Source organism: Sinomicrobium weinanense (genome assembly GCF_018863395.1).
GTDB classification, from domain to species: Bacteria; Bacteroidota; Bacteroidia; order Flavobacteriales; family Flavobacteriaceae; genus Sinomicrobium; species Sinomicrobium weinanense.
Window position 1 is genome coordinate 682,809 of the sequence record NZ_JAHKRR010000001.1, and the last position, 16,223, is coordinate 699,031.

14 protein-coding genes are annotated in these 16,223 nt (G+C 45.6%); 10 read left to right on the plus strand and 4 right to left on the minus strand.

What is annotated here, in order from left to right:
- Positions 1-11 precede the first annotated feature (11 nt).
- A complete protein-coding gene (locus KN811_RS03015) occupies positions 12-1,790 on the plus strand; it encodes a sensor histidine kinase (protein ID WP_216334657.1) in 1,779 nt (592 codons plus the stop codon).
- A 133-nt stretch (positions 1,791-1,923) separates the two neighbouring features.
- Here KN811_RS03015 and KN811_RS03020 read toward each other — a convergent pair whose 3' ends face one another.
- Positions 1,924-2,316, minus strand: coding sequence for a winged helix-turn-helix transcriptional regulator (locus tag KN811_RS03020; protein WP_187967757.1), 393 nt, complete (start codon positions 2,314-2,316; stop codon positions 1,924-1,926).
- A gap of 157 nt (positions 2,317-2,473) precedes the next feature.
- Between KN811_RS03020 and KN811_RS03025 the strand changes: the two genes are divergently transcribed.
- The 6 genes from KN811_RS03025 (at position 2,474) to KN811_RS03050 (ending at position 8,108) form a co-directional block, all read left to right on the plus strand.
- Complete coding sequence (locus KN811_RS03025; protein ID WP_187967756.1) at positions 2,474-2,803, plus strand: DMT family transporter; 330 nt, start codon at positions 2,474-2,476, stop codon at positions 2,801-2,803.
- A gap of 113 nt (positions 2,804-2,916) precedes the next feature.
- Positions 2,917-3,918, plus strand: coding sequence for a glycosyltransferase family 2 protein (locus tag KN811_RS03030; RefSeq protein WP_187967755.1), 1,002 nt, complete (start codon positions 2,917-2,919; stop codon positions 3,916-3,918).
- Positions 3,919-3,922: 4 nt separating this feature from the next.
- Positions 3,923-4,921 (plus strand): YbbR-like domain-containing protein, encoded by a 999-nt coding sequence (locus tag KN811_RS03035; RefSeq protein ID WP_187967754.1) that lies wholly within the window; start codon positions 3,923-3,925, stop codon positions 4,919-4,921.
- Positions 4,922-4,991: 70 nt separating this feature from the next.
- Positions 4,992-5,579 carry a dephospho-CoA kinase gene (coaE, locus tag KN811_RS03040; protein ID WP_187967753.1) on the plus strand — a complete coding sequence of 196 codons (588 nt, stop codon included), beginning with the start codon at positions 4,992-4,994 and terminating at the stop codon, positions 5,577-5,579.
- A gap of 238 nt (positions 5,580-5,817) precedes the next feature.
- The gene (locus KN811_RS03045; protein ID WP_187967701.1) at positions 5,818-7,389 is read left to right on the plus strand and encodes a sensor histidine kinase; all 1,572 of its coding nucleotides are present in this window, start codon (positions 5,818-5,820) and stop codon (positions 7,387-7,389) included.
- 5 nt (positions 7,390-7,394) lie between these two features.
- Positions 7,395-8,108, plus strand: a complete 714-nt coding sequence (locus tag KN811_RS03050; protein WP_187967702.1) for a response regulator transcription factor — start codon at positions 7,395-7,397, stop codon at positions 8,106-8,108.
- A 113-nt stretch (positions 8,109-8,221) separates the two neighbouring features.
- On the opposite strand, the gene KN811_RS03055 is transcribed toward KN811_RS03050, so the two are convergent.
- Both KN811_RS03055 and panB read right to left on the minus strand, forming a co-directional pair.
- Positions 8,222-8,920: an RluA family pseudouridine synthase gene (locus KN811_RS03055; RefSeq protein WP_187967703.1), complete on the minus strand. Its 699-nt coding sequence runs from the start codon at positions 8,918-8,920 to the stop codon at positions 8,222-8,224.
- Between the two features lie 101 nt (positions 8,921-9,021).
- Positions 9,022-9,840 carry a 3-methyl-2-oxobutanoate hydroxymethyltransferase gene (gene panB, locus KN811_RS03060; protein WP_187967704.1) on the minus strand — a complete coding sequence of 273 codons (819 nt, stop codon included), beginning with the start codon at positions 9,838-9,840 and terminating at the stop codon, positions 9,022-9,024.
- A gap of 183 nt (positions 9,841-10,023) precedes the next feature.
- On the opposite strand from panB, the gene KN811_RS03065 reads away from it, so the two are divergent.
- Positions 10,024-10,485: a nuclear transport factor 2 family protein gene (locus tag KN811_RS03065; protein WP_187967705.1), complete on the plus strand. Its 462-nt coding sequence runs from the start codon at positions 10,024-10,026 to the stop codon at positions 10,483-10,485.
- Positions 10,486-10,623: 138 nt separating this feature from the next.
- Positions 10,624-12,090, plus strand: coding sequence for a TPM domain-containing protein (locus tag KN811_RS03070; RefSeq protein ID WP_187967706.1), 1,467 nt, complete (start codon positions 10,624-10,626; stop codon positions 12,088-12,090).
- 35 nt (positions 12,091-12,125) lie between these two features.
- On the opposite strand, the gene KN811_RS03075 is transcribed toward KN811_RS03070, so the two are convergent.
- On the minus strand, positions 12,126-13,550 hold the full coding sequence (locus tag KN811_RS03075; protein ID WP_187966650.1) for an L-serine ammonia-lyase: 1,425 nt from the start codon (positions 13,548-13,550) through the stop codon (positions 12,126-12,128).
- Between the two features lie 518 nt (positions 13,551-14,068).
- Here KN811_RS03075 and dnaK point away from each other — a divergent pair.
- Positions 14,069-15,985 carry a molecular chaperone DnaK gene (dnaK, locus tag KN811_RS03080; RefSeq protein ID WP_187966651.1) on the plus strand — a complete coding sequence of 639 codons (1,917 nt, stop codon included), beginning with the start codon at positions 14,069-14,071 and terminating at the stop codon, positions 15,983-15,985.
- Positions 15,986-16,223 lie beyond the last annotated feature (238 nt).

Genomic DNA, 16,223 nt, shown 5'->3' on the forward strand with positions numbered 1-16,223 from the left:
AAAAACATAGTATGAAATTCAAGACCAAATTACTGCTCTCATTCGGGTTTTTATTTATTATCATCCTGTTATTGGGGTTGGTAGGCAGCTTTTATGTCAAAAAACTGGGAGATGAGGCTTCGACTATTCTCAAGGACAACAACCGTACCCTGCAATATATGGAGCGGATAAACACGGAGGTCGGGGCCATTGAAAAAATACTGGTCTTTGACCTGTCCGGGCCGGTAGATGCTCATTTGTCTGCATTGGATGCCCAGCTCAAACTTCAGCAAAACAATATCACCGAAACCGGGGAAGCGGGGCTCACCCGAAAACTGGAAAGCAGTATAAACGACTTTATCGCAACGCTGAACAGCAGCTCAAAAAAGGAAAGCCTGGAATACACCTTCCAAATAAGAGAAATTACCAGTGAGATCTATGCGATCAACCAGGAAAACCTGCTGAAGAGCAATGAAAGGGTAAACCATATTTCCGGCCAGGTATTTGTCTCCATGGTCACGATCTCTTTTGCTACACTTGTTATCGGGCTTTTCTTTACGTTCGGTATGCCCGCTTACCTTACCAGGTCCATCAAGATATTTGACAAAGCTATCGACAAGGTCTCAAGGGGAATTTATGATGTAAATGTCCCGCTCAACAGGAAAGATGAATTCGGGCATCTTGCCGCTTCCTTTAACCTGATGGCCGTTAAACTCAGGGAGTTTGAAAGAAGCAATTACGCCAGGATACTTTTTGAAAAGAACAGGCTCGATACCATAATCAACCAGCTTTCCGAAGCCATCGTAGGGCTGGACCAGGATAAGAATATCCTGTTTGTAAACCAGAGGGCGCTCAGCCTGCTGGGTGTAAAGCAGGAAGAAGTACAGGGAAAATACGCACCGGATATTGCCATACACAACGAATTGATGCAAAACCTGATCCGGGAACTCATGCTCGGCGGACATGCCGAAGGGAAAGTGCTGCCTCCTGTAAAAGTAACGGAAGGCAGGAGCGAAAGACTGTTTTCCAAAGACGTTATAGATATTACCACGACCCCAAAGGGACAGGAAGAAAGAAATGTACTGATAGGGCATGTGATCATCCTTACCGACATCACAGAGTTTGCGGATAAGGACAAGGCCAAGACCCGCTTCATGGCCACATTGAGCCATGAATTAAAAACACCCGTTGCGGCAATTGATATGGGCGTGGGACTGCTGCAAAATGAAAAGACCGGAACATTGAACGGCGAACAAAGAGAATGGATAGCGACCATTATGCAAAATAACGACCGTATAAAAAGGACCATTAACGAAATCCTGGACCTGTCTAAAATAGAAAGCGGCAGCATAGATGTACTGAGTTCCAAAACCAAAGTGGGCTACCTCATGGACTCTGCCATAATGGGGATACAGCCTTTTATTAAAGAGAAGGAACTGAGGGTAAAAAACCTTTCGGCCATTGATAAACAGGAAGTCCTGGCCGACCCCCAGAAAACGATCTGGATACTGAACAACTTTCTGACCAATGCCATTCGTTATTCTCCTGCCCAGGAGAGGATTGCGGTAAGTGCAGAGGTCGAAGATTATTTTGTAAAGATCTCGGTAACAGATCGGGGAAAAGGTGTGAGTTCGTCACAGAAGAAAACTATCTTTAAGCCTTATTCCAGGCTCAGGAGCGACCGGTCCGAAGGCACCGGACTGGGACTTGCCATTTCCAAGGAATTTGTAGAAGCCATGGGTGGAAGTATCGGCCTGATCTCCAGGGAAGGAGAGGGAGCTACATTTTGGATCAAGTTGAGGAAAGCGTAAGTGATCGGAATTTTAATAATTGTAAATTGTTGGTTTGTTGAATTTTAAGGCGTTTATTTGATTCAATAGTTTAATGTGTTTCCAAGGCAATTACACAATCACCAAAGCCTGGGGGCTTATGGGATAAAGTGGTTTAGTGTTCGCGATATTCTTCAGCCAGTACATTCTCATTGCGGCGTATGGCAATTTCTGCGACCTTTTGGGCATGGACCTCTCCCCAGGACTGCATGGCCTGGATAAGCGGGAGAACGGTCTTTCCAAATTCCGTAAGCTCGTATTCCACTTTCAGGGGGTATCCCGGATACATTTTTTTGGACAATACTTCATATTCATACAATTCCTTTAACTGTTGATTGATAACCCTCCGGGGGGCCTGTCCGATAGCCTGGTGAATACAGCTCGGTCTGTTGATGCCTTTGGTAATACAGTCAATGATACAGGGTTTCCATTTGCCACCGATAACCTTCATGGCTACCGTAACACCGTCGCCGAGATCCTGTGGTATCTTGTTTTCGTATACATACATTTTTAAAATGGGCTTATTGCCAAAGTTACGAATTATACCCGTTGCAGACATGGAAGAAGACAGGGATAAATTTATCAGTAAGTGATTCTTTTATCCCGTATTTTTTTTCCGTATGCCCGGCATTAATTTTACTCCGAAAACAAAAAACAGTTTTATTATGAAGTATATATTTCTCCTGGGCGCTATTGTTTCCGAGATCATCGGTGGCGTAGCCACCCGTCAATCATCGGGGTTTACCCGGATATGGCCTTCAATTATAGCCGTATTTGGGGTAGTAGGTGCTTATTACTTTTTATCACTGTCTCTGAAGCATGGTATGGGTATCGGGGTGGCTTACGGCATTTGGGCGGCGGTGGGAATAACGCTGATGGCCTGTATAGGGGCCATATTTTTCAAGGAACAGTTAGGCACGGTACAGGTCATAGGGCTGGCGCTGATCATTGTCGGGGTGTTGGCTCTTGAATGGGGAGGGAAGTCACTGACATAAACAACAGGGGTGAATGGAGGTTGAAAAAGGATTTTATATTCTTTTTTTGTGTGCAGGCCAACGAAAGAAAAACCACTTCTTTGACGTGCTTTCTTTTGTTATATATTTGCCCTATGCATTTGGATTTTTCATTTATCATTCCGGTTTATAACCGCCCGGGCGAGGTGGAAGAATTGCTGGAAAGCATGGTACATCTCGACTTTGACCACCCTTTTGAAGTGGTTATCATCGAAGATGGGTCTACCATACCCGCAAAGGAAGTCGCCGACAGTTTTTCAGACCGTCTGCATATATCCTATTATTTCAAGGAAAACTCCGGCCCCGGGGATTCCAGGAATTACGGCATGCAGAAGGCCAGGGGCAATTATTTTATTATCCTGGATTCTGACTGTATCCTGCCACCGCATTATCTTCGGGAAGTACACACTTCACTTAAGTCGGACTATGTGCACTGTTACGGCGGACCGGACACAGCTCATTCGTCTTTTACCGACCTGCAGAAAGCGATAAACTATGCTATGACCTCTACCATCACCACCGGAGGCATACGCGGAAAGAAAAATGCAGTGGGCAAGTTTCAGCCCCGGAGTTTTAACATGGGGATCTCCCGGGAAGCATTTCAGAAAACCGGCGGATTTGGCAAGATACATCCGGGAGAAGACCCTGACCTCACCATACGCCTGTGGGCCGTGGGTTACGATACCCGTTTTCTTGCCAACGCTTTCGTATACCATAAAAGACGTATCTCCTGGTCGAAATTCTTTAAACAGGTCTATAAATTCGGAATGACGCGCCCCATTCTCAACCGCTGGCATCCGCATACCGAAAAAACAGTGTATTGGTTGCCCGCACTTTTTGTGCTGGGCCTGATTTTTTCTATGCTCCTGTGGATACTGGGAATACCTGTATTCGCCGGATTGTATGCCCTGTTTTTTCTTATTGTTTTTATCGATGCCCTTTACAGGAACAAAAATGTAAAAGTGGCTTTTCTTTCAGTTTTTGCCGTACTGATACAATTTTCGGGATACGGTTACGGTTTTATTAAAAGTACCTTTGCAATGAAGGTCCTGAACAAGGACCCTCAAAAAGTTTTTCCCGAACTGTTTTTTAACTGATGGTATGGCTTCAATACTTTCCCGCATAAAAAAATACAAACAAAAAATATGGGCCCGTCTTAAAGGAGAAAGGGCATCACTGTTTATGTTCTTCTTTCTCTTTTCCTGTGTGTTGTGGTTTCTGATAAAGCTGCCCGACCGTTATACCACAACAGTGTCCGTACAACCCAATTATACGGGGGTACCTGAAGGACAGCTATTGGTAAATCCCGTCCGGGAGATCCGTATGGATGTCAATGCCAAGGGATTTAAGCTGTTCAATCTGAAGTATTTCGAAAGTACGGTGGACATAGATCTATCGGAACTGAGGAAAACAGGTAACAAATTCTACCTTCTTGCGACAGATATAAGAAAGCAGTTAAGGACAGCCATGCCCGGAGAAGTGGAACTGCGACAGCTGGACCGGGATACACTCTTTTTTCAACTGGGGAAAAATATAACCAGGGAAGTAAAAGTTATTCCGGAAGTAGAGGTTTCCTTTGCGAGGGATTATCATATTTATGACAGCCTTACGGTGTCTCCCGGAAAGATCAGTGTATTTGGTCCGGATGTGGAGGTCAACGAGCTGGATACGTTATATACGGTGAAGCTCATGCTCAGAGATGTGAGTGATGATATACATATAAATGCAGCGGTGAACATTCCTAAAAAATATCGCCATCTGAAATTTAAAGACAAGAAGGTAACTGTCTCGGCAAGTGTGGAAAGATTTTCGGAAGAAAAACTGACAGTACCGGTCTCCGTGGTCAATGTACCCGAAGACAAGACCGTCCGGACTTTTCCTTCGGAAGTGGATATCGTTTGCCAGGGAGCACTGAAAGACCTGGGCAAGCTGAAACCATCCGATTTTACGGTGGCATGTGATTACAAGGCCATAGCGGATTCGATGGAATACGTACCGATCCGGGTGACTAAAATGCCGGAAACCGTACGGCGGATAAAACTGTCCCGTAAACAGGTGGAGGTCCTGATAAAGAACACAAAAACAGGATCGTCCGGATAACCCATATCGAGACCTTCGGGAATGTGTAACTTATGTCAAACAGAATCAATTAAGAATATTCAATAAGGCTATGATAGTCGGATTAACAGGAGGGATTGGCAGCGGAAAATCCACGGTGGCAGCGATGTTCTCCGAACTGGGGGTCCCGGTGTATATTGCAGATACCGAGGCAAAGAAACTAATGCACACCTCTCCGAAGATCAGGGAGCAGATCGTACAACTATTCGGGGAAAAGGCCTATACCCAATCCGGGCCCGACAATGCTTATATTGCAGGGATAGTGTTCCGGGACAAAACGCTTTTGACCAGGCTTAACAGCATTATTCACCCTGAGGTAGGAAGGCATTTTAAGGGCTGGTACACGAATCAAAAAGCCCCTTACGTCATCAAGGAGGCCGCTATTCTTTTTGAGAGTGGCGCCTATAAGGATTGCGATGCAGTGATCACCGTTACGGCCCCCCTGGAAACGCGAATAGAAAGAGTGATACTCCGCGACGGGGCCGCGCGTGAGGCTGTTGAAGCCCGGATAAAGAACCAATGGGACGAAGCCCGGAAAATAGAACTGTCGGACTACGTGATCACCAATACCGATCTGGAAAACACGGAAAAGCAGGTGCAGGAATTACATTTAAGGTTGATAAAGGCCCGGGAGCAATAATGTGTATGGTATGCTGCGAGGGGCGGGATGTGTATAACATAACAAACAGCCCGGCAACTAGATAAGAACTTTGAACCTTGAACTTTAAACCTTGAATATTAAACATTGAACCATCCCTCGATTTTAAGATGTGCCTGCCCTGAAAAAAGCCCATACTTCCCGTTAAATAACGGATAATTTTGTTAAGGTTTGGTTAAAGCCAAGACAAACTGGATATTAAACCCTTAATTTTGCTTCAATGAGTAAGAAGTTATTTGTCCTTCTGGTCGCTCTGATGAGTTTATCTCTGATTGGTATCATTTTTGTGCAGGGATACTGGATAAAGACAGCGGTAGATGACAAAGAAGAGCAGTTTTCCAACAGTGTCATGCAGGTACTGAAGTCAGTAGCTGACAAGATTGAAAAAAGAGAAATAGAGGATTATTCCAATAAATACCTGCAATTAATAGACAGTATAGGAGAATTCAAGGAGGCAGAACTCAGACAGATATTATTTATTGATAAGGATGAGGAAAATAATGAGACATTTATTTATTCTCACGGTGTTTTAGAAGAGGATTACGGCATATCTTCTACGTTCTTTGATAGTGAATCGGATTCTATTCCTATTAAAAACTTTAACAGTAAACGAAGGACGTTTATTGTAAAGGAAGGGATAGATATTGATGGTAAGGTAACTTATACACCCTCTGAAAGGATTGAAAAGATAGGGGGCATGACTGCGATAGACAAGGCCCATTTCGAAACCTATTTTCGGCATTATGCAAAACGAAAGCCCATAAGGGAAAGAGTATCGGATCAGGAAATACAGTTGCTCATGCAGCGCGAACTTTCCGAAGCCGGGATCGACCTGAATTTTGAATACGGTGTATATGGTAACGGCCTGGCCACCAAAGTGCGCTCCAGGGATTTTGCCCTCAGTGAAAGCACCAGATACAAAGTGCCGCTGTTTGTGGATGAGGAAGGAAAGACCGACTTTGACCTGTTGGTAACATTTCCCCAGAAAAAGAAATTCCTGATATCCAGTATTATGGGTATGGCTTTACTGTCCATCATTTTTACCTTGATCATTGTAATAGCATATTCCGGGGCCATTCATCAATTGATCCGTCAAAAGCAGATCTCCGAAATAAAAACGGATTTCATCAACAATATGACGCATGAATTCAAGACCCCCATCGCCACCATTAATCTGGCTCTGGATGCCATTCAAAACCCCAAGATACTGGATGACCGGGAAAGAGTAAGGCAGTATCTGCAGATGATAAGGGACGAGAACAAGAGAATGCACGCACAGGTAGAAAACGTGTTGCGGATATCCAAACTGGAAAAAAATCAACTGGAGATCACCAAGAACGCCGTAGATATCCACGATCTTATGGAAGAGGCCATAGCTCATGTTTCCCTTATGATAGAAAATCGCGGTGGGCATATACATACACATTTTGATGCAGAACAAAGTGAGGTTCTGGCTAACGAATTTCACATTACTAATGTGCTGGTCAATATTCTGGACAATGCCATTAAATATTCCCCGGATTCACCAAAAATAGATGTGTTTACCGAAACGATAAAAAATAACATACTCATAAAAATCCAGGACCAGGGCATGGGAATGAGCAAGGCGGTCCTGAAAAGGATTTTTGAAAAATTCTACCGCGAACACACAGGTAATATCCACAACGTTAAAGGGCACGGACTCGGGTTGGCTTATGTAAAAAGTATCGTTGAGGACCATCAGGGTGTGGTTTATGTAGAAAGTGAAAAAGATAAAGGAAGTACCTTTTTTATAAAGTTACCTTTAATATAAAGATTATGGAAGCAGTAAATAAAAAAATCTTATTGGTTGAAGACGATCCCAATTTCGGGATTGTTCTTAAAGATTATTTAGCGCTAAACAATTTTGATGTGGTTTTAGCAAAAAACGGGATGGAAGGTTTCGAAAAATTCCGGAAGGATAATTTCGACCTCTGTATCCTGGATGTAATGATGCCGTATAAAGACGGCTTTACTCTGGCTAAGGAGATCAGAGAAAAGAACGAGCATATACCGATCATATTCCTCACCGCCAAGACAATGAAGGAAGATGTTCTGAAAGGCTATAAAGCAGGTGCGGATGATTACCTGAACAAGCCTTTCGATTCGGAAGTACTGTTGTTCAAGATCAAGGCTATCCTTCAGCGAAAAGCCAATGCCGGAGCGGCGGAGAGCAGCCAGTTCGAGTTCCAGATCGGAAAATTCCACCTGAACTCAAAACTGCGTTTTCTCACATATGGAGACGAAGAGCCCATAAAGCTGTCGCCTAAGGAAAACGAATTGCTGCGCCTGCTGGCACTGCACGAAAACGACCTGATGCCCAGGGAACTGGCGCTTACCAAAATATGGAGGGACGACAATTACTTTACCTCCAGGAGTATGGATGTGTATATTGCCAAGCTGAGAAAATATCTTAAAAAAGACGAAGATGTTGAAATACTCAACATTCACGGCGAAGGTTTCCGCCTCGTAGTAAAAAGCGAAGCAGAATAACAATTTTCATCACTCCAAACAACACTTCTGTCACACCCCGGGCGCAGTTAAGGGAATAAGCTAAAATCCCGCTGCGCTCGACGGTAACAGAATACTAATATCCTTTTCCCTCCCTAAAGCATACAGTTTTTCCACAAGGCATCTGTCGCTGGCGGTGGTGCCGTGACAGTTATTTCTTCCTTTTTAACAGGGTGAATAAAAGAGAGCTTTCGGGCGTGCAGGTGAATACTCGCGTCTTTATTACTCCGGTCAAATCCATATTTAAGATCGCCCTTTATCGGGCATCCTATGCCAGATAGTTGTGCCCGTATCTGATGGTGCCTGCCCGTGTGCAGGTCTATTTCCAGAAGGTAGTAGCGCTGTAATTTTTTTACAATTTTATAGGTGAGGGCCGCTTTTTTTGCAGCGGGGACCTGCCTGGTATGGGCATAAGACCTGTTTTGCCTGGGGTTGCGCACCAACCAGTGTTCCAGGCGTTTTTCATTCGCCGGAGGAGCGTTCTTTACGATGGCCCAATAGGTTTTCCGGGCCATTTTCTCCGCAAACATTTTGTTGAGCCTGGGCAATGCCTTGGAGGTCCGGGCAAATACCACGATACCACTTGTAGGCCTGTCGAGCCGGTGAACTACACCGAGGTAGACATTTCCGGGTTTGTCGTATTTTTCCTTAATGTATTCCTTGACAACATCACTGAGCGGCTTATCTCCCGTCTTATCTCCCTGAACAATGTCTCCCGGGCGTTTGTTTACCACAATGAGATGATTGTCTTCGTAAAGTACCTGCAGATTGTTTTTATCGGAAAGCAATTTCATTTATGAGTAACGATTAACGAATTACGATTTACGATTTTGGGACACTTTGATATCGGTTGAATTTCTTAACACAAAATCGTAAATCGTCAATCCAAAATCAATCAATATTGTTCTTCCTCATTGGGGAAGTCCAGTGCCTTTACATCGTCTACATACCGGGACAGGGCCTTGGTCATATCGTCATAGAGGTTCATATAGCGGCGGAGAAAACGGGGACTGAATTCATAGGTCATTCCCAACAGATCGTGGAGTACCAGCACCTGCCCGTCCACTCCGTTTCCGGCACCGATACCGATAACGGGGATGGAAACGCTTTCCGCAACCTCACGGGCCAGTTTGGCGGGGATCTTTTCCAGGACAATAGCAAAACAACCTGTTTTTTCCAGGAAAATAGCATCTTCCTTCAGTTTTTGCGCTTCTTCTTCTTCCTTGGCCCTTACGGTGTAAGATCCGAATTTGTAGATGGATTGCGGGGTAAGGCCCAGATGGCCCATAACCGGGATCCCGGCATTCAATATCCTTTTTATGGACTCTTTGATCTCCTTGCCGCCTTCCAGTTTTATAGCGTGGGCCCCGCTCTCTTTCATGATGCGAATGGCAGAACGAAGAGCCTCTTTGGGGTCGGACTGGTAACTTCCGAAGGGGAGGTCCACTACTACCAGAGCCCGCTTTACGGCCCGTATCACTGACGAAGCGTGGTATATCATCTGGTCCAGGGTTATGGGCAGGGTAGTTTCGTGCCCGGCCATGACATTACTGGCCGAATCGCCGACCAGTATAACATCGATTCCCGCACCGTCCACGATCTTGGCCATGGAATAGTCGTAAGCCGTGAGCATACTTATTTTTTCGGCGTGTTCTTTCATCTCTATCAGAGATTTTACCGTAACCCTCTTGTATTCTTTTTTTGCAACGGACATGATTTGTTGTTTATTTTGGTTCAAAATTCAACCCTTCGACTACACTTCGGCACACTCAGTGTACCACGTTCAGGGTGACAGGTTCAAAGTTCAGAGTTTCAGATTTCCCAATCCGGTCCCTGAGCGGAGCCGAAGGGGAAATTGTTGTAAAAGTACTAAATTGTATGCTTAAATTCACGATCTATGAGAGCGGTTTTATTTTTAGGGTTGTTGCTGTGCCTGGGATGCCTTAATGCGCAGCCAATACCGGAAAAAAAGGCTATCAGGAAGGCCATAGAAGAATTCTTTGACGCTTTTCACGCGCAGCACCCGGCGCGGTTAAAACGCACTGCTGGCCCCGGGTGTATCCTGAAGAGCATTTCAGTAAACGGTGAAGGGCAGGTAATCGTAAGCACACAAACTTTTGATGGGTTTGTAAAAACAGTGACAACTTTACCGGAAACAGTAGATTTCAGGGAAAAACTACTGTCCTTTGACATTCGCCACGACGGACTGATGGCCCATGCATGGACACCTTATGAGTTTTATTACGACCATAAGCTGCACCATACCGGGGTAAACTCCTTTGTACTGTTCCGGGATGAGAAAGGGGAGTGGAAGATCATCGGTATAACCGATACCAGGAAAAAGAACATATCCCGGTAATCCGTGATTTTACGATCAGGCAAGGGCATTCCATATGCTTTTTGGGCTAAATTTTATTTCTTTGTGTTGCGATACCATCGGCAAAAAAGAAGAGTATGGTATTGAGATCTTTTTATCCGTAATCTTTCCCGCTCGTATATGAAAAAATTGTTATTGTATTCTGTGTTTTTGTTTTTGGTCATTCTCCCGGGATATGGCCAGTATACCATAAAAGATGTTCCCAGCCCAAAGCTGAAGGGGCAGGACCATTTTGTGAGCAATCCGGACGGAATACTGAGTTCTTCTGCCGAGAATTCCATCAATGCGCTTGCTGTTGACATAGAACGCCAGACTACCGCAGAGGTGGCCGTGGTAGTGATCCGGGATTTTGAGGGGAGTGATGATTTTCAATTTGCTTTCGACCTCTTTAACGAATGGGGAGTAGGGAAAGCAGAGAACGATAACGGACTGTTGTTGCTGGTGGCCCGAGACAAGAGGGTATACAGGTTTATCACTGGCTATGGTATGGAAGCTACATTGCCCGATGCCTTGTTAAAACGTATAGGGGAGTTCTATTTGATACCTCATTTCAGGCAGAAGCAATACGACAAAGGCATATTGAAGGCCATGGAAACGATCAGTGAGATCATACTATCGCCGGAAAAAGCCGATGAGATCAAGGCAGGATTAAAACAACCGTCTTTTTGGGACCGCAATAAATGGGTGTTCCTGGACTCACTCCTGATCATTCTTCTGGTTTTTGCTTTGTTGAAGTGGATGGATCACATTCTTAAGAAAGCAATAAAAGATAAGAGAAGGTTAAAAGGAAACAAGTTATTAGGCACTTATAATCTCATAGGCTGCGGATGTACTTTGTTTTTCGCATTTATAGCGTTGATCGTTGTAATAGTCGTTACCGGACAACCGGAAAAAATTTTCCGCATGTCGTTAGTACCCTGGTACATGGCTGCCTTGGGAAGCCTTCTTGTTTTTGCGAAATACGATAGGGGAAATGAACTTGTTTTCAAGTCGTTCCGCGATGAAAAAAACAGGCTCGAAGCCCTGGGGGAATACCACCGCAGCATGTTGCTTCCCCTGTTGGTATCTCCCCTGGCACTACTAACCGTATGGAGATTCAGGAGGAGGCAAAAAAGAATGAGTCAGCGGTTTGTTCCCCCGGACAATAGCGGGGCCTGGGAAAGAATGGACAGGGACAAACTGAAGATGAAGACTGAATTACTCAGTACGGGGCAGTGGAAAGAAGAGTGGGCCCTGTCGCGAAGTTACGAGATATGGAAACATAAGGAGACCGGAGAGATCCGGTTAGTGGCCTGGGATGGCAGTAAGGCCCGGGATTATTCCGATTGTCCTTCCTGCGGATATAAGACACTGAAAAAACCCGTGATCAAAACGATCAGGGCAGCTACCTATAAAAGACAGGGGAAGGGCGAGCGTATAAGTAAATGCGTGTTTTGTGAACATGTTGAAAATCTTGGCGTCGTGGTGATCCCGCGTAAACAAAGAAGCTCATCATCTTCGGGTGGAAGTTCCGGCGGTAGCTCCGGGGGCGGGGGCAGTTTCGGCGGAGGAAGCAGCGGGGGAGGCGGCGCCGGGGGAAGCTGGTAAAACGGGTTATACCTTGTAAAGCCCGGTACGGATCTCTAGCAATCCGATAAAAATACGCCCACTGCCAGTCCTCCTTCAGAAGTTTCCTTGTACTTGGAGTTCATGTCCTTGGCCGTTTCCCACATGGTGTTGACCACTTTGTCCAGGGGGACCTTGGCATTTCTGGGATCGCTGTCCATAGCCAGTTCTGCCGCGTTGATCGCCTTTATGGCACCCATGGCATTCCGTTCTATACAAGGCACCTGTACCAATCCGCCGATAGGGTCGCAGGTAAGCCCGAGGTGGTGTTCCATGGCTATTTCTGCAGCCATCAGTATTTGTTCGGTGCTACCTCCTGACAGTTCTGTTAAACCGGCAGCGGCCATCGCGGAAGAAACACCTATTTCGGCCTGGCACCCTCCCATGGCTGCCGATATGGTAGCCCCTTTTTTAAAGATACTGCCAATTTCTCCGGCCACAAGCAGAAAACGCTTTATATGCTCAAAACCGGCATCGTGGTTTTCAATGACCATATAGTACATCAACACAGCGGGGATCACCCCGGCACTTCCGTTGGTGGGGGCGGTGACCACCCGGCCCAGGGAGGCGTTTACTTCATTGACACTAAGGGCAAAGCAGCTTACCCATTTGAGTATCTGCCGGAATTTCACCTCTGTTTTCCGTATGGTCCCGAGCCATTCCTGAGGGGTGTTATAAGGAAGCTCCCCCTTGAGTTTCTGGTATGAATCGTATGCGCGGCGCCTTACCTGCAATCCTCCCGGGAGCGTGCCTTCGGAATGACAGCCGATGTACATGCACTCCAGCATAGTATCCCACACCCTTTGCAGTTCACGATCGATCTCCGCGTCGGTTCTCAGCGACCGTTCGTTCTCAAGGACAATTTCACAGACATTTTTGTTTTCACGGAGGCAATATTCCTGGAGTTGAGCCGCATTTTCAACGGGATAGGGAAAGCGGTTGAATGCCTTTATATTTTTTTTGGCAGAAACTCTTTCTTCCTTGACCACAAAACCTCCACCTATGGAATAATAGGTTTCAGAGAAGGTATCACCTTTATCGGAAACCGCCGTAAATTCCATACCGTTGGCATGAAATGGCAGAAATTCCTTCCGAAAGGCAATATCTGTGGCCATGTCGAACTTTATGGTATAGGTATTTCCAAAGCAGATCTCCTTCCTTTCCTTCACACAGTTGATGATCTCCGGGATCTCTTCTACCGGGACGTATTCCGGGTCCTTTCCGGAAAGCCCGAGGACCACGGCCAGATCGGTAGCATGCCCTTTTCCCGTCAGTGACAGGGAGCCGTAAAGGTTTACCTTTATAGATACAATATGATGAAAACAGCCTTCTTCCCTGAGTTCGTCAATCCATCGTTCCGCAGCTCTCCAGGGGCCTAACGTATGCGAGCTGGATGGGCCTATGCCGATCTTTAGCATATCAAAAACACTAATGCACTCCATAACTATGCTATATCTGGTCATCCCGCCACAAAGACCGCGGGACAGACAAGTGTTATAAAATATAATGATACTCCCGGTATGCGTTACAATACCAACAAAAATACAGAGGCAAATATAAATGAATAGTTGAGAAATCACGGTGGAAGGGAGAAGGATTTTTGTTTGGGAATTTGGCTTTGGGGCTAACATTTTGGTTTAGCCTGGTTTTGAGTGTCTTGTTAGGTTAACCCCCCCCCTGTGTCCCCCCTCAAAGGGGGAGCCTTATCTTTTTTAAGAGAATTTCATTCCCCCATTGAGGGGGGACACAGGGGGGTGTCAATCTATGTTATTGAATCCCTCCGCCACCCCTCCGGGGCAATGACCACGACAGTATTTTTATATGGGCTTTCCGTCAAAATGACAGGAATGTTTTCAATATGGCAGTAAAAATCTGATTATGATTTTTTGGCACAGTGATTGACTTATCGATAGCAAGCAAGTAAAAACACCAAAAAAATAAAAATAAGAAACACACTATTATGAGTAAGATTATTGGAATCGATTTAGGTACTACGAACTCCTGCGTTTCCGTAATGGAAGGTAATGAGCCCGTAGTGATACCTAATGCTGAAGGAAAAAGGACAACGCCTTCTGTGATTGCGTTTGTAGAAGGAGGGGAGATCAAGGTGGGAGACCCGGCAAAACGCCAGGCAGTGACCAACCCGCATAAAACCATTTATTCCATTAAGCGTTTTATGGGGAACAAATTTTCCGAATCCCAAAAGGAAGCGGGCAGAGTACCCTATAAAGTGGTAAAAGGAGATAACGATACACCCCGTGTGGATATAGAAGGACGTTTATACACTCCCCAGGAATTGTCTGCCATGATCCTTCAAAAAATGAAGAAAACGGCCGAAGATTACCTCGGGCAGGAAATCACAGAGGCAGTGATCACCGTTCCGGCCTATTTTAACGACTCCCAGCGTCAGGCTACCAAAGAAGCCGGGGAGATCTCCGGACTGAAAGTACAGCGTATTATCAACGAACCTACTGCTGCGGCCCTGGCTTATGGCCTGGACAAATCCGGTAAAGACCAGAAGGTTGCCGTATATGACCTCGGGGGAGGTACTTTCGATATTTCCGTACTGGAACTCGGTGACGGCGTTTTTGAAGTATTGTCTACCAACGGGGATACACACCTGGGAGGTGACGACTTTGACGAAGTTATTATCAACTGGCTCGCAGACGAGTTTAAACAGGAAGAAGATGTAGACCTTCGCAAAGATCCGATGGCACTGCAACGTTTGAAAGAAGCTGCGGAAAAAGCCAAGATCGAATTGTCTTCTTCTTCACAGACCGAAATAAACCTGCCGTATGTCACAGCTACGGCTTCAGGACCGAAACACCTGGTAAAAACCCTGACAAGGGCCAAATTTGAACAACTGGCAGACGAACTGGTAAAGCGTTCCATGCTTCCATGTGAAAAAGCGCTGAAAGATGCCGGATTGTCTAAATCAGACATCGACGAGGTGATCCTGGTAGGTGGTTCTACCCGTATCCCCAAGATACAGGAAGAAGTAGAGAAGTTCTTTGGTAAAAAGCCCTCTAAAGGCGTTAACCCCGATGAAGTAGTGGCCGTAGGTGCCGCCATTCAGGGAGGTGTACTTACCGGAGACGTAAAAGACGTATTGCTGCTGGATGTAACCCCCTTGTCACTGGGTATCGAAACCATGGGAGGAGTGATGACCAAGCTCATCGAGTCCAACACCACTATCCCTTCCAAGAAATCACAGGTATTCTCTACGGCAGCAGATAACCAGCCTTCTGTGGAAATCCACGTATTGCAGGGAGAAAGGCCCATGGCCAATGACAACAAGACCATTGGACGTTTCCACCTGGACGGTATTCCGCCTGCACCGAGAGGTACGCCGCAAATTGAGGTTACTTTCGACATCGATGCCAACGGTATCATCAAGGTGTCGGCTACGGACAAGGCTACCGGAAAATCACAGGATATCCGTATTGAGGCTTCTTCCGGGCTTACCGAGGAGGAAATAGAAAAAATGAAGAAAGAGGCCGAAGCCAATGCAGAAGCCGATAAGAAAGCCAAAGAGAAAGTGGATAAGCTCAATGAGGCCGATGCCATGATCTTCCAGACTGAAAAGCAACTGAAGGAATTCGGTGATAAATTGTCTGATGACAAGAAAAAACCGATAGAAGATGCACTGGAAGAATTGAAAAAGGCTTATGAAAGCAAGGATGTTGCCGTGATCGAGCCTGCCCTGGCCAAGATCAACGAAGCCTGGAAAACCGCCAGTGAAGAAATGTACAAAGCACAGGCCGAAGCACAACAAAACGGTGCTCCGGAAGGTGCAGAAGCCAATGCTTCAGCTGATGACAAGAAGAAGCAGGAAGGTGATGATGTACAGGATGTAGATTTTGAAGAAGTGAAATAAGGGATAAACCTTTTTCCGAGTTATACTAAAGCTGCCTGAATTATTTTCGGGCAGCTTTTTTTAGTTACATGTTGGATGGGCCATATACCTGAAAGTGTTCTTTTTTTCAGGAGATGTAAGTATACGGATATTTTAGCCACAACTTTTCTCCGGTTTTTTCATATGTAGGCAGAACGACGAAACAATTCTGTATAAAGGTCCTTTCATCAAACCTGCAACTTTCAAAGCGCATCGTTAT

What these genes read in the sequence shown, in the direction of transcription:
- KN811_RS03020 (WP_187967757.1), bottom strand. Translation starts at nt 2,316, where the DNA reads ATGTATGTATACGAAAACAAGATACCACAGGATCTCGGCGACGGTGTT.
- KN811_RS03070 (WP_187967706.1), top strand. Translation starts at nt 10,624, where the DNA reads ATGAAAAAATTGTTATTGTATTCTGTGTTTTTGTTTTTGGTCATTCTC.
- KN811_RS03025 (WP_187967756.1), top strand. Translation starts at nt 2,474, where the DNA reads ATGAAGTATATATTTCTCCTGGGCGCTATTGTTTCCGAGATCATCGGT.
- panB (WP_187967704.1), bottom strand. Translation starts at nt 9,840, where the DNA reads ATGTCCGTTGCAAAAAAAGAATACAAGAGGGTTACGGTAAAATCTCTG.
- KN811_RS03045 (WP_187967701.1), top strand. Translation starts at nt 5,818, where the DNA reads ATGAGTAAGAAGTTATTTGTCCTTCTGGTCGCTCTGATGAGTTTATCT.
- KN811_RS03075 (WP_187966650.1), bottom strand. Translation starts at nt 13,550, where the DNA reads ATGGAGTGCATTAGTGTTTTTGATATGCTAAAGATCGGCATAGGCCCA.
- coaE (WP_187967753.1), top strand. Translation starts at nt 4,992, where the DNA reads ATGATAGTCGGATTAACAGGAGGGATTGGCAGCGGAAAATCCACGGTG.
- dnaK (WP_187966651.1), top strand. Translation starts at nt 14,069, where the DNA reads ATGAGTAAGATTATTGGAATCGATTTAGGTACTACGAACTCCTGCGTT.
- KN811_RS03030 (WP_187967755.1), top strand. Translation starts at nt 2,917, where the DNA reads ATGCATTTGGATTTTTCATTTATCATTCCGGTTTATAACCGCCCGGGC.
- KN811_RS03035 (WP_187967754.1), top strand. Translation starts at nt 3,923, where the DNA reads ATGGCTTCAATACTTTCCCGCATAAAAAAATACAAACAAAAAATATGG.
- KN811_RS03015 (WP_216334657.1), top strand. Translation starts at nt 12, where the DNA reads ATGAAATTCAAGACCAAATTACTGCTCTCATTCGGGTTTTTATTTATT.
- KN811_RS03050 (WP_187967702.1), top strand. Translation starts at nt 7,395, where the DNA reads ATGGAAGCAGTAAATAAAAAAATCTTATTGGTTGAAGACGATCCCAAT.
- KN811_RS03065 (WP_187967705.1), top strand. Translation starts at nt 10,024, where the DNA reads ATGAGAGCGGTTTTATTTTTAGGGTTGTTGCTGTGCCTGGGATGCCTT.
- KN811_RS03055 (WP_187967703.1), bottom strand. Translation starts at nt 8,920, where the DNA reads ATGAAATTGCTTTCCGATAAAAACAATCTGCAGGTACTTTACGAAGAC.